General features: G+C 48.2%; 18 protein-coding genes and 1 riboswitch. Of the genes, 4 read left to right on the top strand and 14 right to left on the bottom strand.

Annotation, left to right across the window (positions count from 1 at the left end):
• Window positions 1-127: 127 nt before the first annotated feature.
• Both NFR98_RS01370 and NFR98_RS01365 read right to left on the bottom strand, forming a co-directional pair.
• On the bottom strand, window positions 128-2,686 hold the full coding sequence (locus tag NFR98_RS01370) for a vitamin B12-dependent ribonucleotide reductase (protein WP_046720743.1): 2,559 nt from the start codon (window positions 2,684-2,686) through the stop codon (window positions 128-130).
• A 346-nt stretch (window positions 2,687-3,032) separates the two neighbouring features.
• A complete protein-coding gene (locus NFR98_RS01365) occupies window positions 3,033-3,869 on the bottom strand; it encodes a lipoate--protein ligase family protein (protein ID WP_017550530.1) in 837 nt (278 codons plus the stop codon).
• Window positions 3,870-4,115: 246 nt separating this feature from the next.
• On the opposite strand from NFR98_RS01365, the gene NFR98_RS01360 reads away from it, so the two are divergent.
• The gene (locus tag NFR98_RS01360) at window positions 4,116-4,502 is read left to right on the top strand and encodes a rhodanese-like domain-containing protein (protein WP_014098035.1); all 387 of its coding nucleotides are present in this window, start codon (window positions 4,116-4,118) and stop codon (window positions 4,500-4,502) included.
• A gap of 34 nt (window positions 4,503-4,536) precedes the next feature.
• Here the strand turns inward: NFR98_RS01360 and gcvPB are convergent, their stop codons facing one another.
• Genes gcvPB through gcvT form a run of 3 tightly spaced genes read right to left on the bottom strand, consistent with a single transcriptional unit; the run spans window position 4,537 to window position 8,457 of the window.
• On the bottom strand, window positions 4,537-5,997 hold the full coding sequence (gene gcvPB, locus NFR98_RS01355; RefSeq protein WP_251459536.1) for an aminomethyl-transferring glycine dehydrogenase subunit GcvPB: 1,461 nt from the start codon (window positions 5,995-5,997) through the stop codon (window positions 4,537-4,539).
• Entirely contained in the window at window positions 5,987-7,339 is a 1,353-nt protein-coding gene (gene gcvPA / locus NFR98_RS01350) for an aminomethyl-transferring glycine dehydrogenase subunit GcvPA (protein WP_026104522.1), read from the bottom strand. Before gcvPA ends, gcvPB begins: the two co-directional genes overlap by 11 nt.
• A complete protein-coding gene (gene gcvT, locus NFR98_RS01345; protein WP_017550532.1) occupies window positions 7,336-8,457 on the bottom strand; it encodes a glycine cleavage system aminomethyltransferase GcvT in 1,122 nt (373 codons plus the stop codon). The genes gcvPA and gcvT overlap by 4 nt, the downstream gene beginning before the upstream one ends.
• A gap of 168 nt (window positions 8,458-8,625) precedes the next feature.
• A riboswitch (glycine riboswitch) is annotated at window positions 8,626-8,716 on the bottom strand.
• Window positions 8,717-8,934: 218 nt separating this feature from the next.
• Here gcvT and NFR98_RS01340 point away from each other — a divergent pair.
• Together NFR98_RS01340 and NFR98_RS01335 are read left to right on the top strand one after the other, a co-directional pair.
• Window positions 8,935-10,638 carry a DEAD/DEAH box helicase gene (locus NFR98_RS01340; protein ID WP_014098031.1) on the top strand — a complete coding sequence of 568 codons (1,704 nt, stop codon included), beginning with the start codon at window positions 8,935-8,937 and terminating at the stop codon, window positions 10,636-10,638.
• Window positions 10,607-11,398, top strand: a complete 792-nt coding sequence (locus tag NFR98_RS01335; RefSeq protein ID WP_251459534.1) for a YqhG family protein — start codon at window positions 10,607-10,609, stop codon at window positions 11,396-11,398. Before NFR98_RS01340 ends, NFR98_RS01335 begins: the two co-directional genes overlap by 32 nt.
• Window positions 11,399-11,430: 32 nt before the next feature.
• Here NFR98_RS01335 and NFR98_RS01330 read toward each other — a convergent pair whose 3' ends face one another.
• The 9 genes from NFR98_RS01330 to comGA all read right to left on the bottom strand — a co-directional run bounded on the left by NFR98_RS01330 (window position 11,431) and on the right by comGA (window position 16,164).
• Window positions 11,431-11,607, bottom strand: a complete 177-nt coding sequence (locus NFR98_RS01330) for a YqzE family protein (RefSeq protein WP_014098029.1) — start codon at window positions 11,605-11,607, stop codon at window positions 11,431-11,433.
• Entirely contained in the window at window positions 11,594-12,151 is a 558-nt protein-coding gene (locus NFR98_RS01325) for a shikimate kinase (protein WP_014098028.1), read from the bottom strand. Before NFR98_RS01325 ends, NFR98_RS01330 begins: the two co-directional genes overlap by 14 nt.
• Window positions 12,148-12,516, bottom strand: a complete 369-nt coding sequence (gene comGG / locus NFR98_RS01320; RefSeq protein ID WP_014098027.1) for a competence type IV pilus minor pilin ComGG — start codon at window positions 12,514-12,516, stop codon at window positions 12,148-12,150. Before comGG ends, NFR98_RS01325 begins: the two co-directional genes overlap by 4 nt.
• A complete protein-coding gene (gene comGF / locus NFR98_RS01315; protein WP_014098026.1) occupies window positions 12,513-12,998 on the bottom strand; it encodes a competence type IV pilus minor pilin ComGF in 486 nt (161 codons plus the stop codon). The genes comGG and comGF overlap by 4 nt, the downstream gene beginning before the upstream one ends.
• Complete coding sequence (locus tag NFR98_RS01310) at window positions 12,961-13,269, bottom strand: type II secretion system protein (protein ID WP_014098025.1); 309 nt, start codon at window positions 13,267-13,269, stop codon at window positions 12,961-12,963. Before NFR98_RS01310 ends, comGF begins: the two co-directional genes overlap by 38 nt.
• Window positions 13,256-13,699: a competence type IV pilus minor pilin ComGD gene (gene comGD, locus NFR98_RS01305; RefSeq protein WP_014098024.1), complete on the bottom strand. Its 444-nt coding sequence runs from the start codon at window positions 13,697-13,699 to the stop codon at window positions 13,256-13,258. The genes NFR98_RS01310 and comGD overlap by 14 nt, the downstream gene beginning before the upstream one ends.
• Window positions 13,696-14,007 (bottom strand): competence type IV pilus major pilin ComGC, encoded by a 312-nt coding sequence (gene comGC / locus NFR98_RS01300; RefSeq protein ID WP_014098023.1) that lies wholly within the window; start codon window positions 14,005-14,007, stop codon window positions 13,696-13,698. The genes comGD and comGC overlap by 4 nt, the downstream gene beginning before the upstream one ends.
• Before the next feature lie 68 nt (window positions 14,008-14,075).
• On the bottom strand, window positions 14,076-15,038 hold the full coding sequence (gene comGB / locus NFR98_RS01295; RefSeq protein WP_017550533.1) for a competence type IV pilus assembly protein ComGB: 963 nt from the start codon (window positions 15,036-15,038) through the stop codon (window positions 14,076-14,078).
• A 1-nt stretch (window position 15,039) separates the two neighbouring features.
• The gene (comGA, locus tag NFR98_RS01290; protein ID WP_251459532.1) at window positions 15,040-16,164 is read right to left on the bottom strand and encodes a competence type IV pilus ATPase ComGA; all 1,125 of its coding nucleotides are present in this window, start codon (window positions 16,162-16,164) and stop codon (window positions 15,040-15,042) included.
• A gap of 324 nt (window positions 16,165-16,488) precedes the next feature.
• Here comGA and NFR98_RS01285 point away from each other — a divergent pair.
• Window positions 16,489-17,183, top strand: a 695-nt coding sequence (locus NFR98_RS01285) for an IS4 family transposase (RefSeq protein ID WP_251459530.1), incomplete at its 3' end; no start/stop codon positions are given.

Genomic DNA, 17,183 nt, shown 5'->3' with positions numbered 1-17,183 from the left:
CATTTTTGCTGTCAATATTCGAATTAAAATTTTTTAACCATTTTTCTGATGATTCTTTTAACCGGTGTTTTATAAGCGAAAAAAAACGGAGCATCACTTTGCTCCGTTTTTTTCTCCATTATTCCATTTACAAGCCGCATTTTAATTGCGCGCCGCAGTTATCGCATGTATTGCAGCCGCCGATTTCCTTAACTTTCCCTTTCCGGCAGATCGGGCAGGTATCGCCGATTTCGTTGCCGTATGTGACGTTTGTTGACCGGATATCCGGGATGGTATCAACCAGGACGACATGCTGTTTCGCGTGTTTGACTTCCGCTTTTTCCTGTTTTTCTTCCTGTGGTTCTTCTGCTTTCAATGTCAGGACTTGCGAATCCCGGCTCCCGTCCACATAAACGGTTCCGCCTTTCGCGCCGCCCTTATACAGGCGTTCGTACACTTTTTCCACCTGTTCAACCGTGTAGCCGCGCGGGGCGTTGACCGTTTTCGAAATCGAGCTGTCCACCCAGCGCTGGATGACGCATTGGACATCGGCATGGGCTTCCGGTGCAAGATCCATCGCGGTTACAAACCAGTTTGGCAGATGGTCTTTGTCCGTTTCCGGGTGCTTATCCAGATACTCCTGGACGATATCCGCATTGACCTCGATAAATTTGCCGAGGCGACCGCTGCGGAAATAGGAAAAGGAAAAATACGGTTCCAGCCCAGTGGAAACGCCAACCATGGTGCCGGTGGATCCGGTTGGTGCAACGGTTAGCAAATGGGAGTTCCGGATGCCGTGTGTTAAAATCGCCTTGCGGATGTCTTCCGGCATGTTTTTCATATAGCCGGTTTCCGTGAATGCATGGCGCAGGCGGTTTGTCTCTTCTTCGGTTTCACCCGTTAAAAACGGGAAACTCCCCTTTTCTTTTGCGATCTCAATGGATGCGCGGTATGCTTCGGTCGCGATTGTTTCAAACACTTTGTCGACAAGTTTATTGCCTTCTTCAGATCCGTATTCTTTTTCCATATAAATGAGAAGGTCGGCTAAGCCCATAACGCCAAGGCCGACACGCCGTTCCCCGAGCGCCTGTTTTTTGTTTTCTTTCAGGAAGTACGGGGTCGCGTCAATGACATTGTCCTGCATGCGGACGCCGGTATGGACGGTTTGTTTCAATTGGTCCCAGCGCACTTCTTTCGTTTCTTTGTCGACCATTTTTGCAAGATTGACTGCTGCCAGGTTGCAGACGGAATAGGGCGCAAGGGGTTGCTCTCCGCAAGGGTTTGTTGCGACGACTTTCTGGCCGTATGCTTTTGCGTTTGTCATGTCGTTGGCGTTGTCGATAAAGAAGACGCCCGGTTCCGCCGAGTAAGTCGCGCAGATGTTAATCAAATTCCAAAGTTCTTTTGCTTTGATTTTGCGATAGACGCGCACTTTGCGGCCAAGTTTTTCCCATTCGCGCACATCGCCGATCTTATGCCATTCTTCATTGTATATGCGCATTTCTTCTTCGCTGTAATTTTCCACATCCGGAAATTTCAGCTCGAATTCTGCGTCTTGCTCAACTGCTTCCATAAATTCTTTTGTGAGGCAGACGGAAATATTGGCGCCGGTTAAAAATTCCGGATTATGAACGGTGTAATGGCCGCCTGTTTCCAGTTTTTCTTCCGCCTCTTTCATGACTTCTTCCGTAAAGCCGCCTTGGCCCGGAATATGTTTGTAGTTCACAATCCCATGGTACATTTGCCTTTCCATTTCAGAGAGCGGCGTGAATTTCAATTTATCGTGGGCAAGCTTGCGGATCCATTCATCGTTCGTATTTTCGATCAGGAAACGCAAAATCCGCGGATTCTGCATTTTCGAAATGATAAATTCGACAATGTCCGGGTGCCAGACAGCCAGCATGATCATTTGCGCTCCCCTGCGACTGCCGCCCTGTTCGACCAGGTGCGTAAGTTTGGCGATGTCATCGAGCCATGAGACAGAGCCGCTTGATTTGCCGTTGACCCCTCTAGCCAGCGTATTGCGCGGGCGCAGCGTCGAACCGTTTGTCCCAACTCCGCCGCCGCGGCTCATAATTTCCATCACCTGTTTACGGTGTTCGGAAATGCCTTCCCTTGAATCCGGTACAAACGGCATCACATAACAATTAAAATAAGTCACTTCCGTTTCCGAGCCGGCGCCGTAGAGGACGCGGCCTGCCGGGATAAAGTTTAAGTTTACCAGTTCATTGTAAAACTTCTCAAACCATTCTTTCCGTTTCTCTTCTGTTTTTTCCACTGCCGCTAAGCCGGTTGCATTCCGTTTTGCGATTTGTTCGTAGTAGACTTCAAGAGGCTTTTCAATGATATCAAGCGACCTTTTGATGACCCCCGTTTCTCTTTCATCCGGGTGTTCCAGCGCCTGGCGGTAATCTTCTTCAATTAAGACTTCCGCTTCATTTTTTTCCCAGTCGATCCCTTTAATGACGCCGAGCCCCCTGGCCGGAAATTTCGGGTCTTCTTTAATCGTGAGGACAACAAAATCGCCCTTGCCCAATGTGACTTTTTCCGTGTCTTTAAACGCGTATCTGTCAATCATGACAAGCCTTGAAACGCCTTTGTACGTAATGTTCATATCCGGTGTAATCGGATGGACCTGCGGAAATAAGCGGATATCTTCGTTCAGCTTCTCCACATTCCATAATTTTTCTGTCGAAGCAACAGACATAACGACAACTCCTTCTCTATTTCTCCATGCAAATTCTCTGGTGGTTCTGCCTCCTTTAAAATAGCACACCGCAGGGAAAAATTGCAAGCAAAAATACTAGATATTGTATTGACATTTTGTTTTTATATACCATATATTGTGTTTAGGTCAAACCTCTTTCTTTTTGTCAAATGAAAAAAAGAATAAACCATGCCGAAAATCTGAGAAATCCCCCGAAAAAGCAGGCAAACCCGGGCATAACGAAAAAATTTGCCGCTTGCATCAAAAAAGCAGCCATAAAAAGCGCGGCACTAAAGGAAAAAGCGAAAAATCATACCTCTGGCCGCTAAAAAAAACAAATGTTCATTTATCTCTTAAAATTCCATTCATCCGACCGGTACCTTCTGTCTGCCAGTTCTTCGACATACGCCTGTTGCGCCGGCGTCAGCGTGTACGGTTCCAGCCGGATGCCGAGCCCTTCTTCAAACCCCTTATGGAAAGCCTCTTTTGCCTCCTCGTATGTGACGGGAACGTTGCGCAGCTCATTGATTGCAACCGCCTTTTTCTTAAAACTCCGCTGCATCCTTTCTCTCACTCTGTCATTCGGATATTTAAACAGGCTGAACAGCTTGTCCTCATCCATATCGAGCAAAATCGAGCCGTGCTGCAAAATGACGCCTTTCTGCCGCGTCTGTGCGCTGCCGGCGACTTTTCGCCCTTCCACGACCAGTTCGTACCAGCTCGGCGTATCAAAACAAACCGAAGAATGCGGAGACCTTAGTGCCTCCCGTTCTGCTTCCGTTCGCGGCACTGCAAAATACGCCTCCAGGCCGAGCGCACGAAATCCCCTGACAAGCCCCTCTGAAATGACACGGTAGGCTTCCGTGACCGTTTTCGGCATATCCGGATGCGCTTCCGACACGATCACGCTGTAGGTCAGCTCGTGCTCGTGCAAAACAGCCCTTCCCCCTGTCGGTCGCCGGACAAAACCGAGCCCGTATCGTTTTACCGCTTCGAGATCGATTTCCTGTTTTGCCCGCTGGAAATACCCGATTGAAAGGGTGGCCGGATCCCAGCCGTAAAAGCGGATGGCTGGCGGGATCTCCCCTTTGCTGTGCCAGTCAAGCAGGGCCTCATCCAGCGCCATGTTAAAAAACGGCGGACAGTGGCCTGAATCTACAAACAACCAGGTTTCTTTTCCCATATGTACCCCTCTTCTTTAAAATATCACTTTACCAGTTTACCAAAAAACGACGAAAAACGGCAAAGCCCCGCTCAAGTTTGTGCCGATTTTTCCGCTGGTGCTTAAAACAGAACGGTTACGGGCTTTTCAGACGGAAAAAACGGAAAAAATAGCGGTGACATGTTTCTTAAAAAAAGATTTTGATTCAGAAGCGCAACACGAATATAATAGTAGATAGCGCATCAGGTAAGAAAGGGGGCACGAAAGATGTCACAATCGTGGTACACACTCATCATTGTTATTGTTGCGGTAGTAGCATATACTCTCGCCAGATACTACCGGCAGAAAAAAATCCTGAAAAGCTTGACGGAAGAAGAATTCAAGGCGGGTTACCGCAAAGCGCAGCTCATTGATGTGCGCGAACCGAATGAATTTGCAAACGGACATATTTTAGGCGCACGCAATATTCCGCTGTCTCAGCTGAAAATGAGATTAAAAGAGATCCGGACCGATAAACCGGTTTATTTATATTGCCAGAACGGGACGCGCACCGGGCGCGCCGCTGAAATGCTTTATAAAAACGGCTGCCGCGACCTTTACCAGTTGAAAGGCGGCTTTAAAAACTGGACAGGCAAAATCAAATCAGGGAAATAAAAAATGCCGCGGCAATGCTGCGGCATTTTTCTTTTTATTTTTTCACATAACGCAAAACCGGTTTTCGTGCCGCCCGCGTTTCATCCAGGCGTTTGACAATGGTTGTATGCGGGGCTTCCTGGACGATTTCCGGATTTTCCTCCGCTTCTTTTGCGATTTGGATCATCGCGTCAATAAAGGCATCCAGCGTTTCCTTCGACTCTGTTTCCGTCGGCTCAATCATCATGCACTCTTCCACATTGAGCGGGAAATACACAGTTGGCGGATGGAAGCCGAAATCAAGCAGCCGCTTGGCAATATCAAACGTCCGCACCCCGAGTTTTTTCTGGCGCCTGCCGCTTAACACAAATTCATGTTTACAATGGCGGTCATACGGCAGGTCGTAATACGGCGCCAGTTTCCTCATCATATAATTGGCATTGATCACCGCATTCTCGGTCACTTCCCGCAAGCCATCCGGCCCCATTGAACGGATATACGTATAGGCCCGGACATTGATGCCGAAATTGCCGTAAAACGGCTTTACCCTGCCGATCGATTGCGGCCGGTCTTCATCCAGCACATAGCGGTCGCCTTTTTTCGCAACAACCGGCACCGGCAAAAACGGGATCAGCTCTTTTTTGACGCCGACCGGACCCGAACCCGGGCCACCGCCGCCGTGGGGGCCTGTGAACGTTTTATGAAGATTCAGGTGGACAACATCGAATCCCATATCGCCCGGGCGCGCCTTCGCAAGCACGGCATTCAAGTTGGCACCGTCATAATACAGTTTGCCGCCCGCGTCATGGATGATCTCCGCCATTTCAAGGATATGCGCTTCAAACAGCCCGAGCGTATTCGGATTGGTAAGCATGAGCGCCGCGGTATCTTCCCCGGCAATTTTTCTTAAGTCGTCGAGATCGACAAGCCCTTCTTCATTCGACTTCACAGTGACCGTTTCGAAGCCGGCAACGGACGCGGAAGCCGGGTTGGTGCCGTGGGCGGAGTCGGGAATGATCACTTTTGTCCGCTTTGTATCCCCGTTTGCTTCATGGAAAGCACGGATCAGCATCAGCCCGGTCCATTCCCCGTGGGCGCCGGCAGCAGGCTGCAAGGTCACCTCATCCATGCCGGTAATCTCTTTTAAATGTTCCTGCAAGTCATACATCAGCCCGAGCGCCCCCTGGACGGTGCTTTCATCTTGAAGCGGGTGGATATGGGCAAATCCCGGAAAGCGCGCAACCGTTTCATTGATTTTCGGATTGTATTTCATCGTGCAGGATCCGAGCGGGTAAAAGCCGGAATCGACGCCGTGGTTGTTTTCTGACAGCTTTGTGTAGTGCCGCATTAAATCCAGTTCCGACACTTCCGGCAGTTCCGCATCCTGTTTGCGGACGTATTCAGGCGGAAAAATGTCAAAAGCGTCCACTTCCGGCACGTCCATTTCCGGCAAGCTGTACGCGATCCGCCCCTGTTTGGACCGTTCAAAAATGAGCGGCATTCCTTCATTCGCCATCACACACGACCCCCATTTCTTCAGCCAATTGGTCAATCTCTTCTTTTGACCGCAATTCCGTCACGGCAATGAGCATGCAACCGGCAAATTCCGGGTAATCCTTGCTCACATCATAACCGCCGATGATTTTTTTCTGCAATAAATGTTCATTTACTTCTTGAACACTTTTTGGCAATTTCACGGGAAACTCATTGAAAAAAGGAGACGAAAACGGGATTTCAAACCCTTTTTCCGCCAATTTCTTTTTTGCGTACTGTGCTTTTGCCATATTGGCTAGTGCCATTTCTTTTACGCCTTTTTTGCCGAGGGCGCTCATGGCCACCGATGCGGCAAGGGCATTGAGCGCCTGGTTAGAGCAAATATTGGACGTCGCTTTATTGCGGCGGATATGCTGTTCGCGCGCCTGGAGCGTAAGCACATACCCCCTTTTCCCGTTCTCGTCGACCGTTTCGCCGACGAGCCGGCCCGGCATTTTCCGCATTAGTTTTGACGTTGTAGCGAAGTAGCCGCAATGCGGGCCGCCGAATGCAGTTGGAATGCCGAAAACCTGGCAATCGCCGGTTGTAATATCGGCGCCGAAATCCCCCGGCGGCGCAAGCACCCCAAGGGCAAGCAGATTGGCGGATACAACAAACAAAGCTTTTTCGGCATGGGCCAGTTCGCCGATTTCTTTTAACCGTTCAAGCGAACCGAAAAAGTTCGGGTACTGGACGATGACAGCAGCTGTCCCGCCGTCTATTTGTTTTTTAGCTGCTTCCAGATCGGTGCAGCCGTCTGCGAGCGGTATTTCTTCCACGGTGATGCCTTTTCCCTTGGCATAAGTATGTAAAACGGCCCGGTACTCCGGATGGACAGCTTTTGAAATCAATATTTTCTTCCTCTTCGTCTGCCCGGCCGCAAGCATGGCCGCTTCAGCCATGGACGTGCCGCCGTCATACATCGAGGAATTGGCCACATCCATGCCGGTCAGCTCGCATATCATCGTCTGGAATTCAAAGATAGCCTGCAGTTCCCCTTGCGAGATTTCCGGCTGGTAAGGTGTATAGGCCGTATAAAATTCGGATCTTGAGATCACATGGTCCACGACCGTTGGAATATAGTGGTCGTAAACCCCCGCCCCCAAAAAAGAGGCATATTCTTTTAAATTGGCATTTTTTCCGGCAAGTTCTGACAGTTCTTTTAACAGCGCCGTTTCCGATTTTGCTTTTTTGATCCGGTAATCCCCTTTAAACCGCACTTTTTCGGGAATATCGGAAAACAGTTCCCCGACGCTTCGGACTCCGATCGCATCCAGCATCTCACGCTTATCTTCTTCCGTCATTGGCAGGTAGCGATGCATCACTTTTCCCCTCCCCCGTTTTTTGGCTTTTTATAGAACGGTGTTTGGACAACGACAGCTTTAATCTTTTTGGAACGGACGTCCACTTCTACTTCGGTGCCGGGTGCGTCCCACGGTATACGCAAAAGGGCAAGGCCGATATTTTTCTTTAAAGTCGGCGACTGTGTCCCGGTTGTCACCGTGCCAATCCGCTCATCCCCTGCATAAACGCTGTATCCGTGGCGCGGAATGCCACGGCCGATCATTTCGATACCGGCAAGGCGCCGTTTCAGACCTTCTGCTTTCTGTGCAAGGAGCGCCTGCTTCCCGATAAAATCCGCTTCTTTCTTAAGCTTTACAGCAAAACCGATGCCGGCTTCAAGCGGAGAAATGTCTTCCGTTAGCTCCTGGCCGTAAAGACAGAGCCCGGCTTCAAAGCGGAGCGTATCCCTTGCTCCGAGCCCGCACGGCAAAACGCCTTTTTCCCGGCCCTTCGCCAATATCTCATCCCATAGCTTCAGTGCATCTTCACTGCGGCAGTAAATTTCAAAGCCGTCTTCACCCGTGTAACCGGTTCTCGAAAGCAATACTTTACAACCGGCAGCCTTTGCGTTTTCAATAAATGAAAACGTTGGAATGGCAAAAACATCCGCTTCTGGCGCAAGTTTCTGCATCACTTCCGTAGCAAGCGGCCCCTGGAGCGCGAGCTGGGCAACCGATGCGCTGATGTCCGTTATGGAAACATCCTCCGTCCGGTGTGAAACAAGCCACTTGTAATCTTTTTCCGTATTGGCGGCATTCACCACGAGCCAATACCGGTTTTCGCCCAATTGGTAAACCAGCAAATCATCGACTGTGCCGCCGGCTTCATTGCACATGGCGGTATATTGGGCAGCACCCGGCTTCAATTTGGACACATCGTTCGTCATCATTTTTTGAAGAAAGCCAAGGCTTTGAGGCCCCTCCACCAGGATTTCGCCCATATGCGAAACATCAAACAGGCCTGCCCGCGTACGGACGGCTTCGTGTTCGGCTTTAATGCCCGAAAATTGCACCGGCAGTTCCCAGCCGCCGAAATCGGTCGTTTTTGCGCCGTATTTCCGGTATACATCATATAATGGCGTCCGTTTTAATTCCGGCATTCGTACCCCTCCATTTTGTTTTTTATCCGGACGTGGATCCGGGGGCAAAAAAACAGGGAATATTCCGCCTGCTTCACGAAATATTCCCTGTCCTTGCACCTGAAAGTTTACCGAAAAACGGTTTTCCCCTTTGGTGGCTTCCCGAAAAGAAGCGCTCTCCAGAGATGCGTCAAATTAAGAGTCTTTTTGCCTGAGAGATTCACGTTTCCGCTTGCTCCGTCGGCGCTGCAAAAAATGCAGTCTCTCCTCTTATTCTCATCCGCCAATATTCAGTTCAAAATCGGGCATACTAAAGTTAAAATGCCTGATGCAGGCTGTTCGATACGATTTTTCCCTGTATAACCTGTAAAAACTCTTGATCAGTTTCATCGTATCATGACACCATTCTGAAAATCAATTGAATTTTTTAAAATAAAAAGCGGCTGTAAGAAATCGAAAACGATGATCGGGGACGATTGGAAAAGGAGTGCAGGCAGCATGGAAGTCAACATTGAATTTGACCGCTCATGGGAAACGGGATTGATGGAACGCTATCAGGACGACGGGCCGTGGGGAAAATGGGAACTTTATAAGCTTGCAGTGGAAATGGAAAAACGGCTGGTCATTCCTGAATTTGAAGGATTGCAGGCGCCAAAGCATCTGGCCAATGTCAAACCGCTTGCGCACCAGCTGGAGGTTGCCCGCCAGGTCGTTGAAAAAATGAACGGCAAAGCCATTTTGGCGGATGAAGTCGGGCTTGGAAAAACGATTGAAGCCGGCCTTATTTTAAAAGAATATATGATTCGCGGGCTAGCAAAAAAAGTGCTCATTTTAGTTCCGGCGTCGCTCGTATCGCAATGGGTCGCGGAACTGAACAGCAAATTCCATATCCCCGCTGTTGGGCAAAAGAAAAGTTATATGTGGGAGCAGTATGACTGTGTTGTCTCTTCCATTGACACCGCAAAAAGAAGCCCGCACCGTGACATCATTTACAAGCAGCAGTATGACATGATTATTATTGACGAGGCGCATAAGTTAAAAAATCCGAATACAAAAAATTACGCCTTTGTTCAAGGCTTAAAGAAGAAATTCTGCCTGCTTTTGACGGCAACACCGATTCAAAACCGGATCGATGAAATCTTCCACCTTGTCTCCCTTTTAAAGCCAGGCCATTTAGGCAGCGAATCGAATTTCAGCAAAAAATATAAAAAAGGGGACAGGCAGGTGAAGGAAGACGAACATTTGCGGGAGCTGGTCAGCAAAGTGATGATCCGGAACCGGCGCACAAACACCGGGGTGGAATGGACAAAACGGCGCGTTGAAACGGTGCTGATTGACTTCAGTAAAGAAGAGCGCGAACTGTATGACGCGCTGCAAACGATCCGGCAAGGCAGCGAATCGTACAGCCGCGCCGGCTTTTCGCTGTTGACGCTGCAGCGCGAGGCGTGTTCGAGCCGGGAAGCCGTTTTTGTAACCTTAAAAAACCTGCTGAAAAAAACGGAGCAGCCCTCGCCCGTTTTAGAAGAAACCGTTGCTGCGCTGATCCAGAAAATTGAAGCGGTAAAAACCAATTCAAAAGCGGAAAAAGCGCTCGAGCTGATCCAAAACATTGATGATAAAGTGATTATTTTTACGGAATACCGGGCAACACAGCTTTACCTGCAATGGTTTTTAAAACAACACGGCATTTCATCCGTCCCGTTCCGCGGCGGCTTTAAGCGCGGCAAAAAAGACTGGATGCGGCAGCTGTTTGAAAACCACGCCCAGGTGCTCATTGCGACAGAAGCGGGCGGTGAAGGGATCAACCTGCAATTTTGCCACCATATGATCAATTTTGACCTGCCGTGGAACCCGATGCGGCTCGAGCAAAGGATCGGGCGCGTCCACCGCCTCGGCCAGGAAAAGGACGTGCATATTTACAACTTTGCGACCAAAAATACGGTTGAAGAACATATTCTGAAACTGTTGTACGAAAAAATCCATTTGTTTGAGCGGGTGATCGGGGAACTTGATGAAATTCTGACCCGGCTCGAATTCGGAAAACTGGAAGACCATCTGCTGGATGTCTTCCAAAACTCGCAATCAGAAGGCGAAATGAACATCAAAATGGAAAATCTCACCCAAATGATCGAATTTGCGGAAGCGATACGGAAAGAGGAGGGGCATGCGGATGCTGCAGGAAGAAATACATCAATATCTTGAACGCTTTTTTGAAGCAAACGGCGCTGTATTGGTTGAAAACCGCCCCGGCTGGATGACGGTGCAATTAACCATTGAACTCGATAAAGCGTTAATGAACCGGCCGTTTTACTGGTCCTATCTTGAAAAAACAGGCGGCATCCCGAATCCGATGACCGTCACGTTCATTACGGACCGGGAAAAAGCACCGGATACGGTGAAAGGAGAGCCGGTCCATTTTGGAAGCCCCCGCCTGAACCAGATTTTCGAGACGGCAAAGCAGTTTTCCCGCTATATCCGCCTGTTTGAAGACGTCCATCCCGGGCAGAAACAGGTGCCGCTTTACCCTTGGCTTGGGATGAATGTTAAAATTTCGTACCGCTGTGATTTAAAAAAAGATGTGTTCCGTTCGATCGGGTTGAATTTGATCCACGGCACAATGGCTGAAAATTTTCAGGACTTGTTGGAGCAGCGGACGCTGGTGCCGAAAATTCCGGATTATTGTTTTACCCTGACGCCGATCATCATGCTAAAAAGCGCCGTCAAAAGGATTGAACATTATATCCGGCAGGGCCTGGCGAAAGAGCCGCATCATTGGGCGGAAGAAGCGGTAAAACGGTGGCACCAGGATCTCGCGCTGTTGGACCATTTTTACGAAGATATGGAAGAGTGCCCGGAATCGTATGAAATTGAAAAACAGGCGCTAAAGGAACAGTATGAGCCGAAAATTACCGTTCATGTCCTAAACGGTGGCCTCTTTTATTTAAAAGATGCGTTTATATAAGCAGGCAGCCCGCAAAAAAGGCTGCCTGCTTTCTACTGTTTTCTTTTGAAAAAGAGGAAAAAATAAGGGAGGATACCGAACCATCTTTCGGCAAAAGGCGGCATCTCTTCCTTTTTCTCGTTCCGCTTTTTCTGCCGCTCGCTTTTTGGCGTGCTCACATGCTGCATCCATGTTTGTGTCAGCAATTTGACATAATCATTTGTCGACATTGGCGCCACCGTCCTTACAGGCGCCAGTATACCCGAAAGCTTCCGTTTTTATGCGGCCGGAAATTTCCGCAACAATTTCCGCCACCGATTTTCCCGTCGTATCAATAACCAAATCGGCACAAGAAAGGTAAAACGGCCGCCTTTTTTTATAAAGGGAGATGATCTCCTCCTTTGTCCTTCCTGCTGCAACAGGTCTTGAGGGGTCATTTTGAATGCGTGAAACCAATATTTCCGGATCGCAATCCAGAAAAACCGTCACGCCGTCTCGTTTTAATAGACAGACGTTTTCTTCCCGCATGACAATTCCCCCGCCTGTCATGATCACCCCTGCAAGCGATGTGGCCCGTTTCAGCATCTCTGTTTCTTTCCGGCGAAAATAGGCTTCTCCTTTTACAGCGAAAATGGCAGCGGGCGGCATTCCTTCCTCTTCTTCAATCCAGCGGTCCAAGTCCGTCGCCCTACTTCCCAAGAGCGAGGCGAGCGCATGGCCGACAGTCGTTTTTCCGGCACCCATAAACCCGGTCAAATAGATCCTTTTGTTCATCGTTCCTCCCATTGAAACACCTTTTTTTCTGTCTGATTATATCGTATCGTACTTTTAAACGGTTCACCACTCTCATTTTCCGCAGTTAAAGAAATCACTGCAGTATCTCCGTCCTGTTTGATACTGTAAGACACCTTTCCGTCTGAAAAACGGAGTTCCCCCGGGCTTTTGTCGCCTTTTTCCAATTTTTGCGCCGCCTCCCTAATGGCGAAAAGCGACATGGTATTCCGCAAATAATATTCCTTCACCAGCACGGCATATTTCTTTTCGCCGAGATAAATGTCCGTTCCCGAAATGACCATACTGCATGCGGCAAGCGCCAAAAACAGCACCACTGGCAAAATAAACCCTTTTTGCCTGTTCATCGGGCAACGCCTTCCGATTGGCCGGGATCAACCGCATGGCGGGAAAGAAAGGTCATTTCCGCTGTTCTTTCCGCGCCATTCGGATAAACGGCGGCCACTTTGACCCCGTTTCCTGTTGCCGCAAATTGGATGGACTGCACATTTTGAAGCACAATTTGATGCCCTTCACCGTCCACTCTCCGCCGCAGACTGTTCTGGTATGGTTCATACGTAATCGTCCTTCCTGCCTCGTTCAGTTTCAAAGTATTTTGGGCTGCCTGGCACGAGGTGCTTATCCGGATTTCTTTACGCAACTGCATGAGAAAAAGATTCCACTCTTCATCTTCTTCCGGCCGGAATGCTTCCCCGGCTGTCCCGAATGTTTTCACTGCCAGGGGAAAAAGTGAGAACAAGGAAGTGACGAGAAGCAGTACGCACACGCTTTCAAGCAGCGTAAAGCCTTTTTCATTGCTGGAGCGAAACGCAAGTCGTGTTTTGTTCATGTTTGACACATGCCTTTCTGCCATTGTCTTTGATTTGAAATGTCCATGTGGCCCCGCCCGCCTTTTTTTCTTTTTCAACGACTTTTCCGGTAAAAATCCATTCCTCCGTTTTTTCGTATAAAAAACGGGATGCCTCCATCTCCTGCTTTGTCTCTTTGATTTGACCAAGCATATGGAGAAACGGCGGGAATAAGCAGGCCGCCATCAGGCAAAATACGGCAAACGCAGCGATGACTTCCGGAAAAGTAAAGCCCCGTTCATTCTTCGACATAAAACCGCCCGCTTCCAATATGCGTAACCAGCTTGATTTGTTCTTGGCCGGACTGGAAATAGAGCGTGCCGAACTGGGTGACATTCCCGTCCGGCCCAATTGCATAGGAATGAAAGCTGCCGTTTTCGAACATTTTGATGCCTTCCGGAAGCCTTCTTTTTATAATCGTCGCATTTTTCCTCGCTTCGAAAATGGAGTACATATTGTTCTGGCGGAAAAATTGGACGTATACATTCGTCTGGCGGGAAATCGCGTCCGTTTGCGCCAGATACAAATCATTTTCAAGCTGGTTAATGAACATTTTTTTGACGATCGTATGTTTCACCGGCTTAAAACCGGCAAACGCAAGGGCGGTGATCACGGATACAATCAACAAAACAACGAGCATTTCCGGAAAGGTAAAACCGGCTTCATTTTTTGGCCGTTTCACTTTGCAACCTCCGTTACTTTCCCGTCCGCCCCGATGTTCACTCCGTTTCCATTCGGGCAGCTCGTTTTCGATACATAGCCGCCGTCTTTTAACTGGTTGATAGATGACGGATATTCATTGTGGTCCATTTCATACGCCTGCACCTGTCCCTGCACCATCGCAATGAACGCATCGCAGCCTTTATTATTGATCGCATCGGTATGCTTGGAAATGTTCGGAATCATCAAAAACAAGAGAACCGTAATGACGAGCAAAACAATCAGCATTTCGATCAGCGTAAACCCTTTTTCATTTTTGATAAAAGACATGGGCAATTTCTCCTTTCTTTTTTTAGGGGGAAGGCTTGAAGCCCCGCCATCCGGCACGCCTTCCCCGGTTAAACCGCGTCAATCATCTGGAACATCGGCAGCATGATCGACAAATAAATGGCGACCAAAAAGAAACCGATGAAAATAAACACAACCGGTTGAATCAGCCCGAACAGGCTTTGGATTTTCTCTTCCATTCTTTTCAAGCTAATTTGGCTGTAATAATAGAGCTCCTGATCAAGGCGCCCGTTTTTCTCCCCGTGGCGGACCAAAATGACCAGCTGCGGCTCGATAAACGGGACAGAAGCCAGTGCCCGGGAGAACGTCTCACCAGCAAGCAGTTTTTCGCGCAAAAATTTTGCAGTATCGCGCCAAAGCGGCTTGAAATTTTGCGATTCCATGACATGCAAAATTTCATAGACGGAAAAACCACTTTTCAGCATAAAGCTCCATTCTCTTGCCAAAAACTGGCTGTAATAGCTGGTATAGTAAAAGCGGGATATCGGCAGCCGCGAAAGCCATGCCGCCTGCATCAGCGGTTTTTTTCTTTTAAAATAGAGAAAAAAGAGTGTGAAAAATAGGAAGAGAAAAATACTTGAAACCAGGATATCATTCGGGGCCTGTTCCATGATGGCTAGGAACAGCCGGAGATTTCGCGAAGGTTTGTAGTCCATTGCGACATACATATGTTCAAATTGCGGCAGCAACACGTTTCTCACAAAAGCCGTGGCGATAAAAAGCGCGGCTGCCAATAGGAGCGGATAACGGATCAGTTTCCAAAAGGCAAGGGCATCCTCATGCTTTTTCAATAAGTAAGCGCCCGCCTCTTTAAGGGCAGCAACCATCTCCCCGTGCCGTCCGGCAAAATAAATTTGCATGCACGCATTGGCATCAAACCGGTGTTTCAGCAGCACGTCATGGAGTGGCGTTCCGTTTTGCAGCTGTTTGTTCATGGAACGTGCATCCAGTTCGCCGTCCACATGCCCGAGAAAATCGATAGCATCTGCAATCGGAAATCCGTTTTCGAGCATTTCACCGACCCGGGTAAGAAAGCGTCCCTGCAGTTTGAGGCTTATCCGCTTCTTCCTCTTCGACAATCCAGCGGTGATACTCTTCTTCAGAAATGTATCCAAGCACAATCCCCTTTCTGAGCCATTCTTTCAGTGTCGGATAATGATAGTAGACCTGTTCCCCCTTTGCTTCTTTCAGCACTCGCTGCAAATTTTTCCCGTACAGCAGCTCATATACCGCGGTTTGCCGCTTTTCTCGGCTGCGTGGGCAATCTTGCGAATCATGCGGACAGCGGATCCCACCGCATACCGGGCATCGCAATGTAATCAGCCGCTGTGCGCTGACTGCGAGCAAAGTCTGCTCCATTTCGTGGATGCTCACCCCAAATTCCATCAGCCTGTAAATCGCGCCCTTTGCGTCACGCGTATGCAATGTCGTCAGCACGAGGTGGCCGGTGAGTGATGCGCGGATCGCAATTCTTGCTGTTTCGGCATCACGGATTTCCCCCACCAGAATAATATCCGGATCATGGCGCAAAATCGCTTTCAGCCCTGTGCTGTAAGTAATACCTGCTTTTTCATTTACCTGCACCTGCAAAAACGAATCGCTTTGTTTTTCAACAGGATCTTCCAGTGTAATCACATTCCGTAAAAACCGTTTTGCGCACTGCTCAACAAGCGTATACATCGTCGTAGACTTGCCGCTGCCGGTTGGGCCGCTGAAAATCAACATGCCATGCGAATGGTTGAGCAGCGCCATTAATTTTTTTGTGCTCGATGGAAAAAGTGAAATTTGGCTGAGCTGGAATTTTTCTTCATGGGGCAAGATCCGAATGACGAGGCTCTCTTTGGAAAGAGAGGTTGGCAGCGTCGAAATCCTTAAGGAGATCGTCTGCTGCAAAACGTTCATGGCGAACGACCCGCTTTGGGGTTTCCGTTTTTCACTGATATCCATGGAAGACATAAATTTCAAATGGGATATCAGCCTTTCCCCGGCTTTCGCGGAAAGGTTGCGGTGGGGGTACAGCCTTCCGTACTGCCGGAACTGGACATGGTAATGCTTTTCTTTCGGAACGATATGGACATCGGTCACATTGTTTTTTACCGCCTGTCCGATCAAAAGTTCCGCAATTTTTTCAACTGACATAAACCATCACATACCACCTTTCTTTTTGGGATATTCTCTCATTTCGACACGGCTTTCAAAATTCCTGCTTTAAAACAAAAATTTTTTCGCTATTTTTTCTCTTAGCGACAAAAAAGTGTGTGATTTTTGTCACAAATTTTGGCGTTGTTATCATTTACTCAACTTTCGCACCTAGAAAATCATAATAAATTCAGTGCTGGCTAATGTCTATTACGTCTCAGATACAGCACTTGACAGTAAAATTAATATATGAAAAAACACCTCTACTTTTGGTATAGTTGATTTATCGAAAATCACTACCAAATAGAAGAGGTGTCTCCTACTATGATAGCGAAAAACAGCCTGAATAATCAACTACCAAATGAAATAAAATCAACATTTAAAGAGTTGAATGTGTTGAAACACTTGCGAATCGCCGGTATTACGAAGTCCTTTGGTTTTTCTTGTGCCTACATTTTTCAATTGACTTTTTGTATGATCTTTGAAAACAAAAACTGGTTCAGGATGTTGGAAAATAAGAAAGCTACAGACATTCCAGCCAAAGATACCGTTTATCGGTTTCTCAACCAATCAACGTTCAACTGGCGTCGTTTCCTCCTTTCACTGGTTGCCTCAGTGATTGGAAAAGTTTCGAAATTGACACGTCATGACCGTCCGAAAGTATTGATTTTAGATGATTCATCTTATGACCGGAACCGAAGCAAACACGTTGAGCTCCTGGCTCGCTGCTTTGATCATGCATCTCAAAAAATGCGTTTTTACAAAGGATTCCGCATGTTGACATTAGGATGGTCTGATGGCGCAACATTCCTACCCGTTGACTTCTCATTATTGAGTTCGAAAAAGAGCCAGATCAACGGCATATCCGAAAATATCGATAAACGCAGCTCCGGTTATAAGCGCCGAAAAGAAGCATTACAAACGGCACCAGAACAGATTCCCGGCATGATTGCCCGGGCGATGAATTCTGGTATCGATGCTTCCTATGTTCTAATGGATTCGTGGTTCACCCAACAACC

The sequence above is a fragment of the Weizmannia agrestimuris genome (assembly GCF_943193165.1).
Taxonomy (GTDB): domain Bacteria; phylum Bacillota; class Bacilli; order Bacillales; family Bacillaceae_C; genus Weizmannia; species Weizmannia faecalis.
This window is presented reverse-complemented; position numbering and strand designations above follow the sequence as displayed.

Bases quoted from the DNA above. Each gene is read 5' to 3' on its own strand.
- comGB (WP_017550533.1), bottom strand. From the start codon at position 15,038: ATGCTCGAAAACGGATTTCCGATTGCAGATGCTATCGATTTTCTCGGG.
- NFR98_RS01365 (WP_017550530.1), bottom strand. From the start codon at position 3,869: ATGGGAAAAGAAACCTGGTTGTTTGTAGATTCAGGCCACTGTCCGCCG.
- NFR98_RS01370 (WP_046720743.1), bottom strand. From the start codon at position 2,686: ATGTCTGTTGCTTCGACAGAAAAATTATGGAATGTGGAGAAGCTGAAC.
- NFR98_RS01340 (WP_014098031.1), top strand. From the start codon at position 8,935: ATGGAAGTCAACATTGAATTTGACCGCTCATGGGAAACGGGATTGATG.
- NFR98_RS01310 (WP_014098025.1), bottom strand. From the start codon at position 13,269: ATGTCGAAGAATGAACGGGGCTTTACTTTTCCGGAAGTCATCGCTGCG.
- NFR98_RS01335 (WP_251459534.1), top strand. From the start codon at position 10,607: ATGCTGCAGGAAGAAATACATCAATATCTTGAACGCTTTTTTGAAGCA.
- NFR98_RS01360 (WP_014098035.1), top strand. From the start codon at position 4,116: ATGTCACAATCGTGGTACACACTCATCATTGTTATTGTTGCGGTAGTA.
- NFR98_RS01325 (WP_014098028.1), bottom strand. From the start codon at position 12,151: ATGAACAAAAGGATCTATTTGACCGGGTTTATGGGTGCCGGAAAAACG.
- gcvT (WP_017550532.1), bottom strand. From the start codon at position 8,457: ATGCCGGAATTAAAACGGACGCCATTATATGATGTATACCGGAAATAC.
- NFR98_RS01330 (WP_014098029.1), bottom strand. From the start codon at position 11,607: ATGTCGACAAATGATTATGTCAAATTGCTGACACAAACATGGATGCAG.
- comGG (WP_014098027.1), bottom strand. From the start codon at position 12,516: ATGAACAGGCAAAAAGGGTTTATTTTGCCAGTGGTGCTGTTTTTGGCG.
- comGC (WP_014098023.1), bottom strand. From the start codon at position 14,007: ATGTCTTTTATCAAAAATGAAAAAGGGTTTACGCTGATCGAAATGCTG.
- comGF (WP_014098026.1), bottom strand. From the start codon at position 12,998: ATGAACAAAACACGACTTGCGTTTCGCTCCAGCAATGAAAAAGGCTTT.
- gcvPB (WP_251459536.1), bottom strand. From the start codon at position 5,997: ATGGCGAATGAAGGAATGCCGCTCATTTTTGAACGGTCCAAACAGGGG.
- comGA (WP_251459532.1), bottom strand. From the start codon at position 16,164: ATGTCAGTTGAAAAAATTGCGGAACTTTTGATCGGACAGGCGGTAAAA.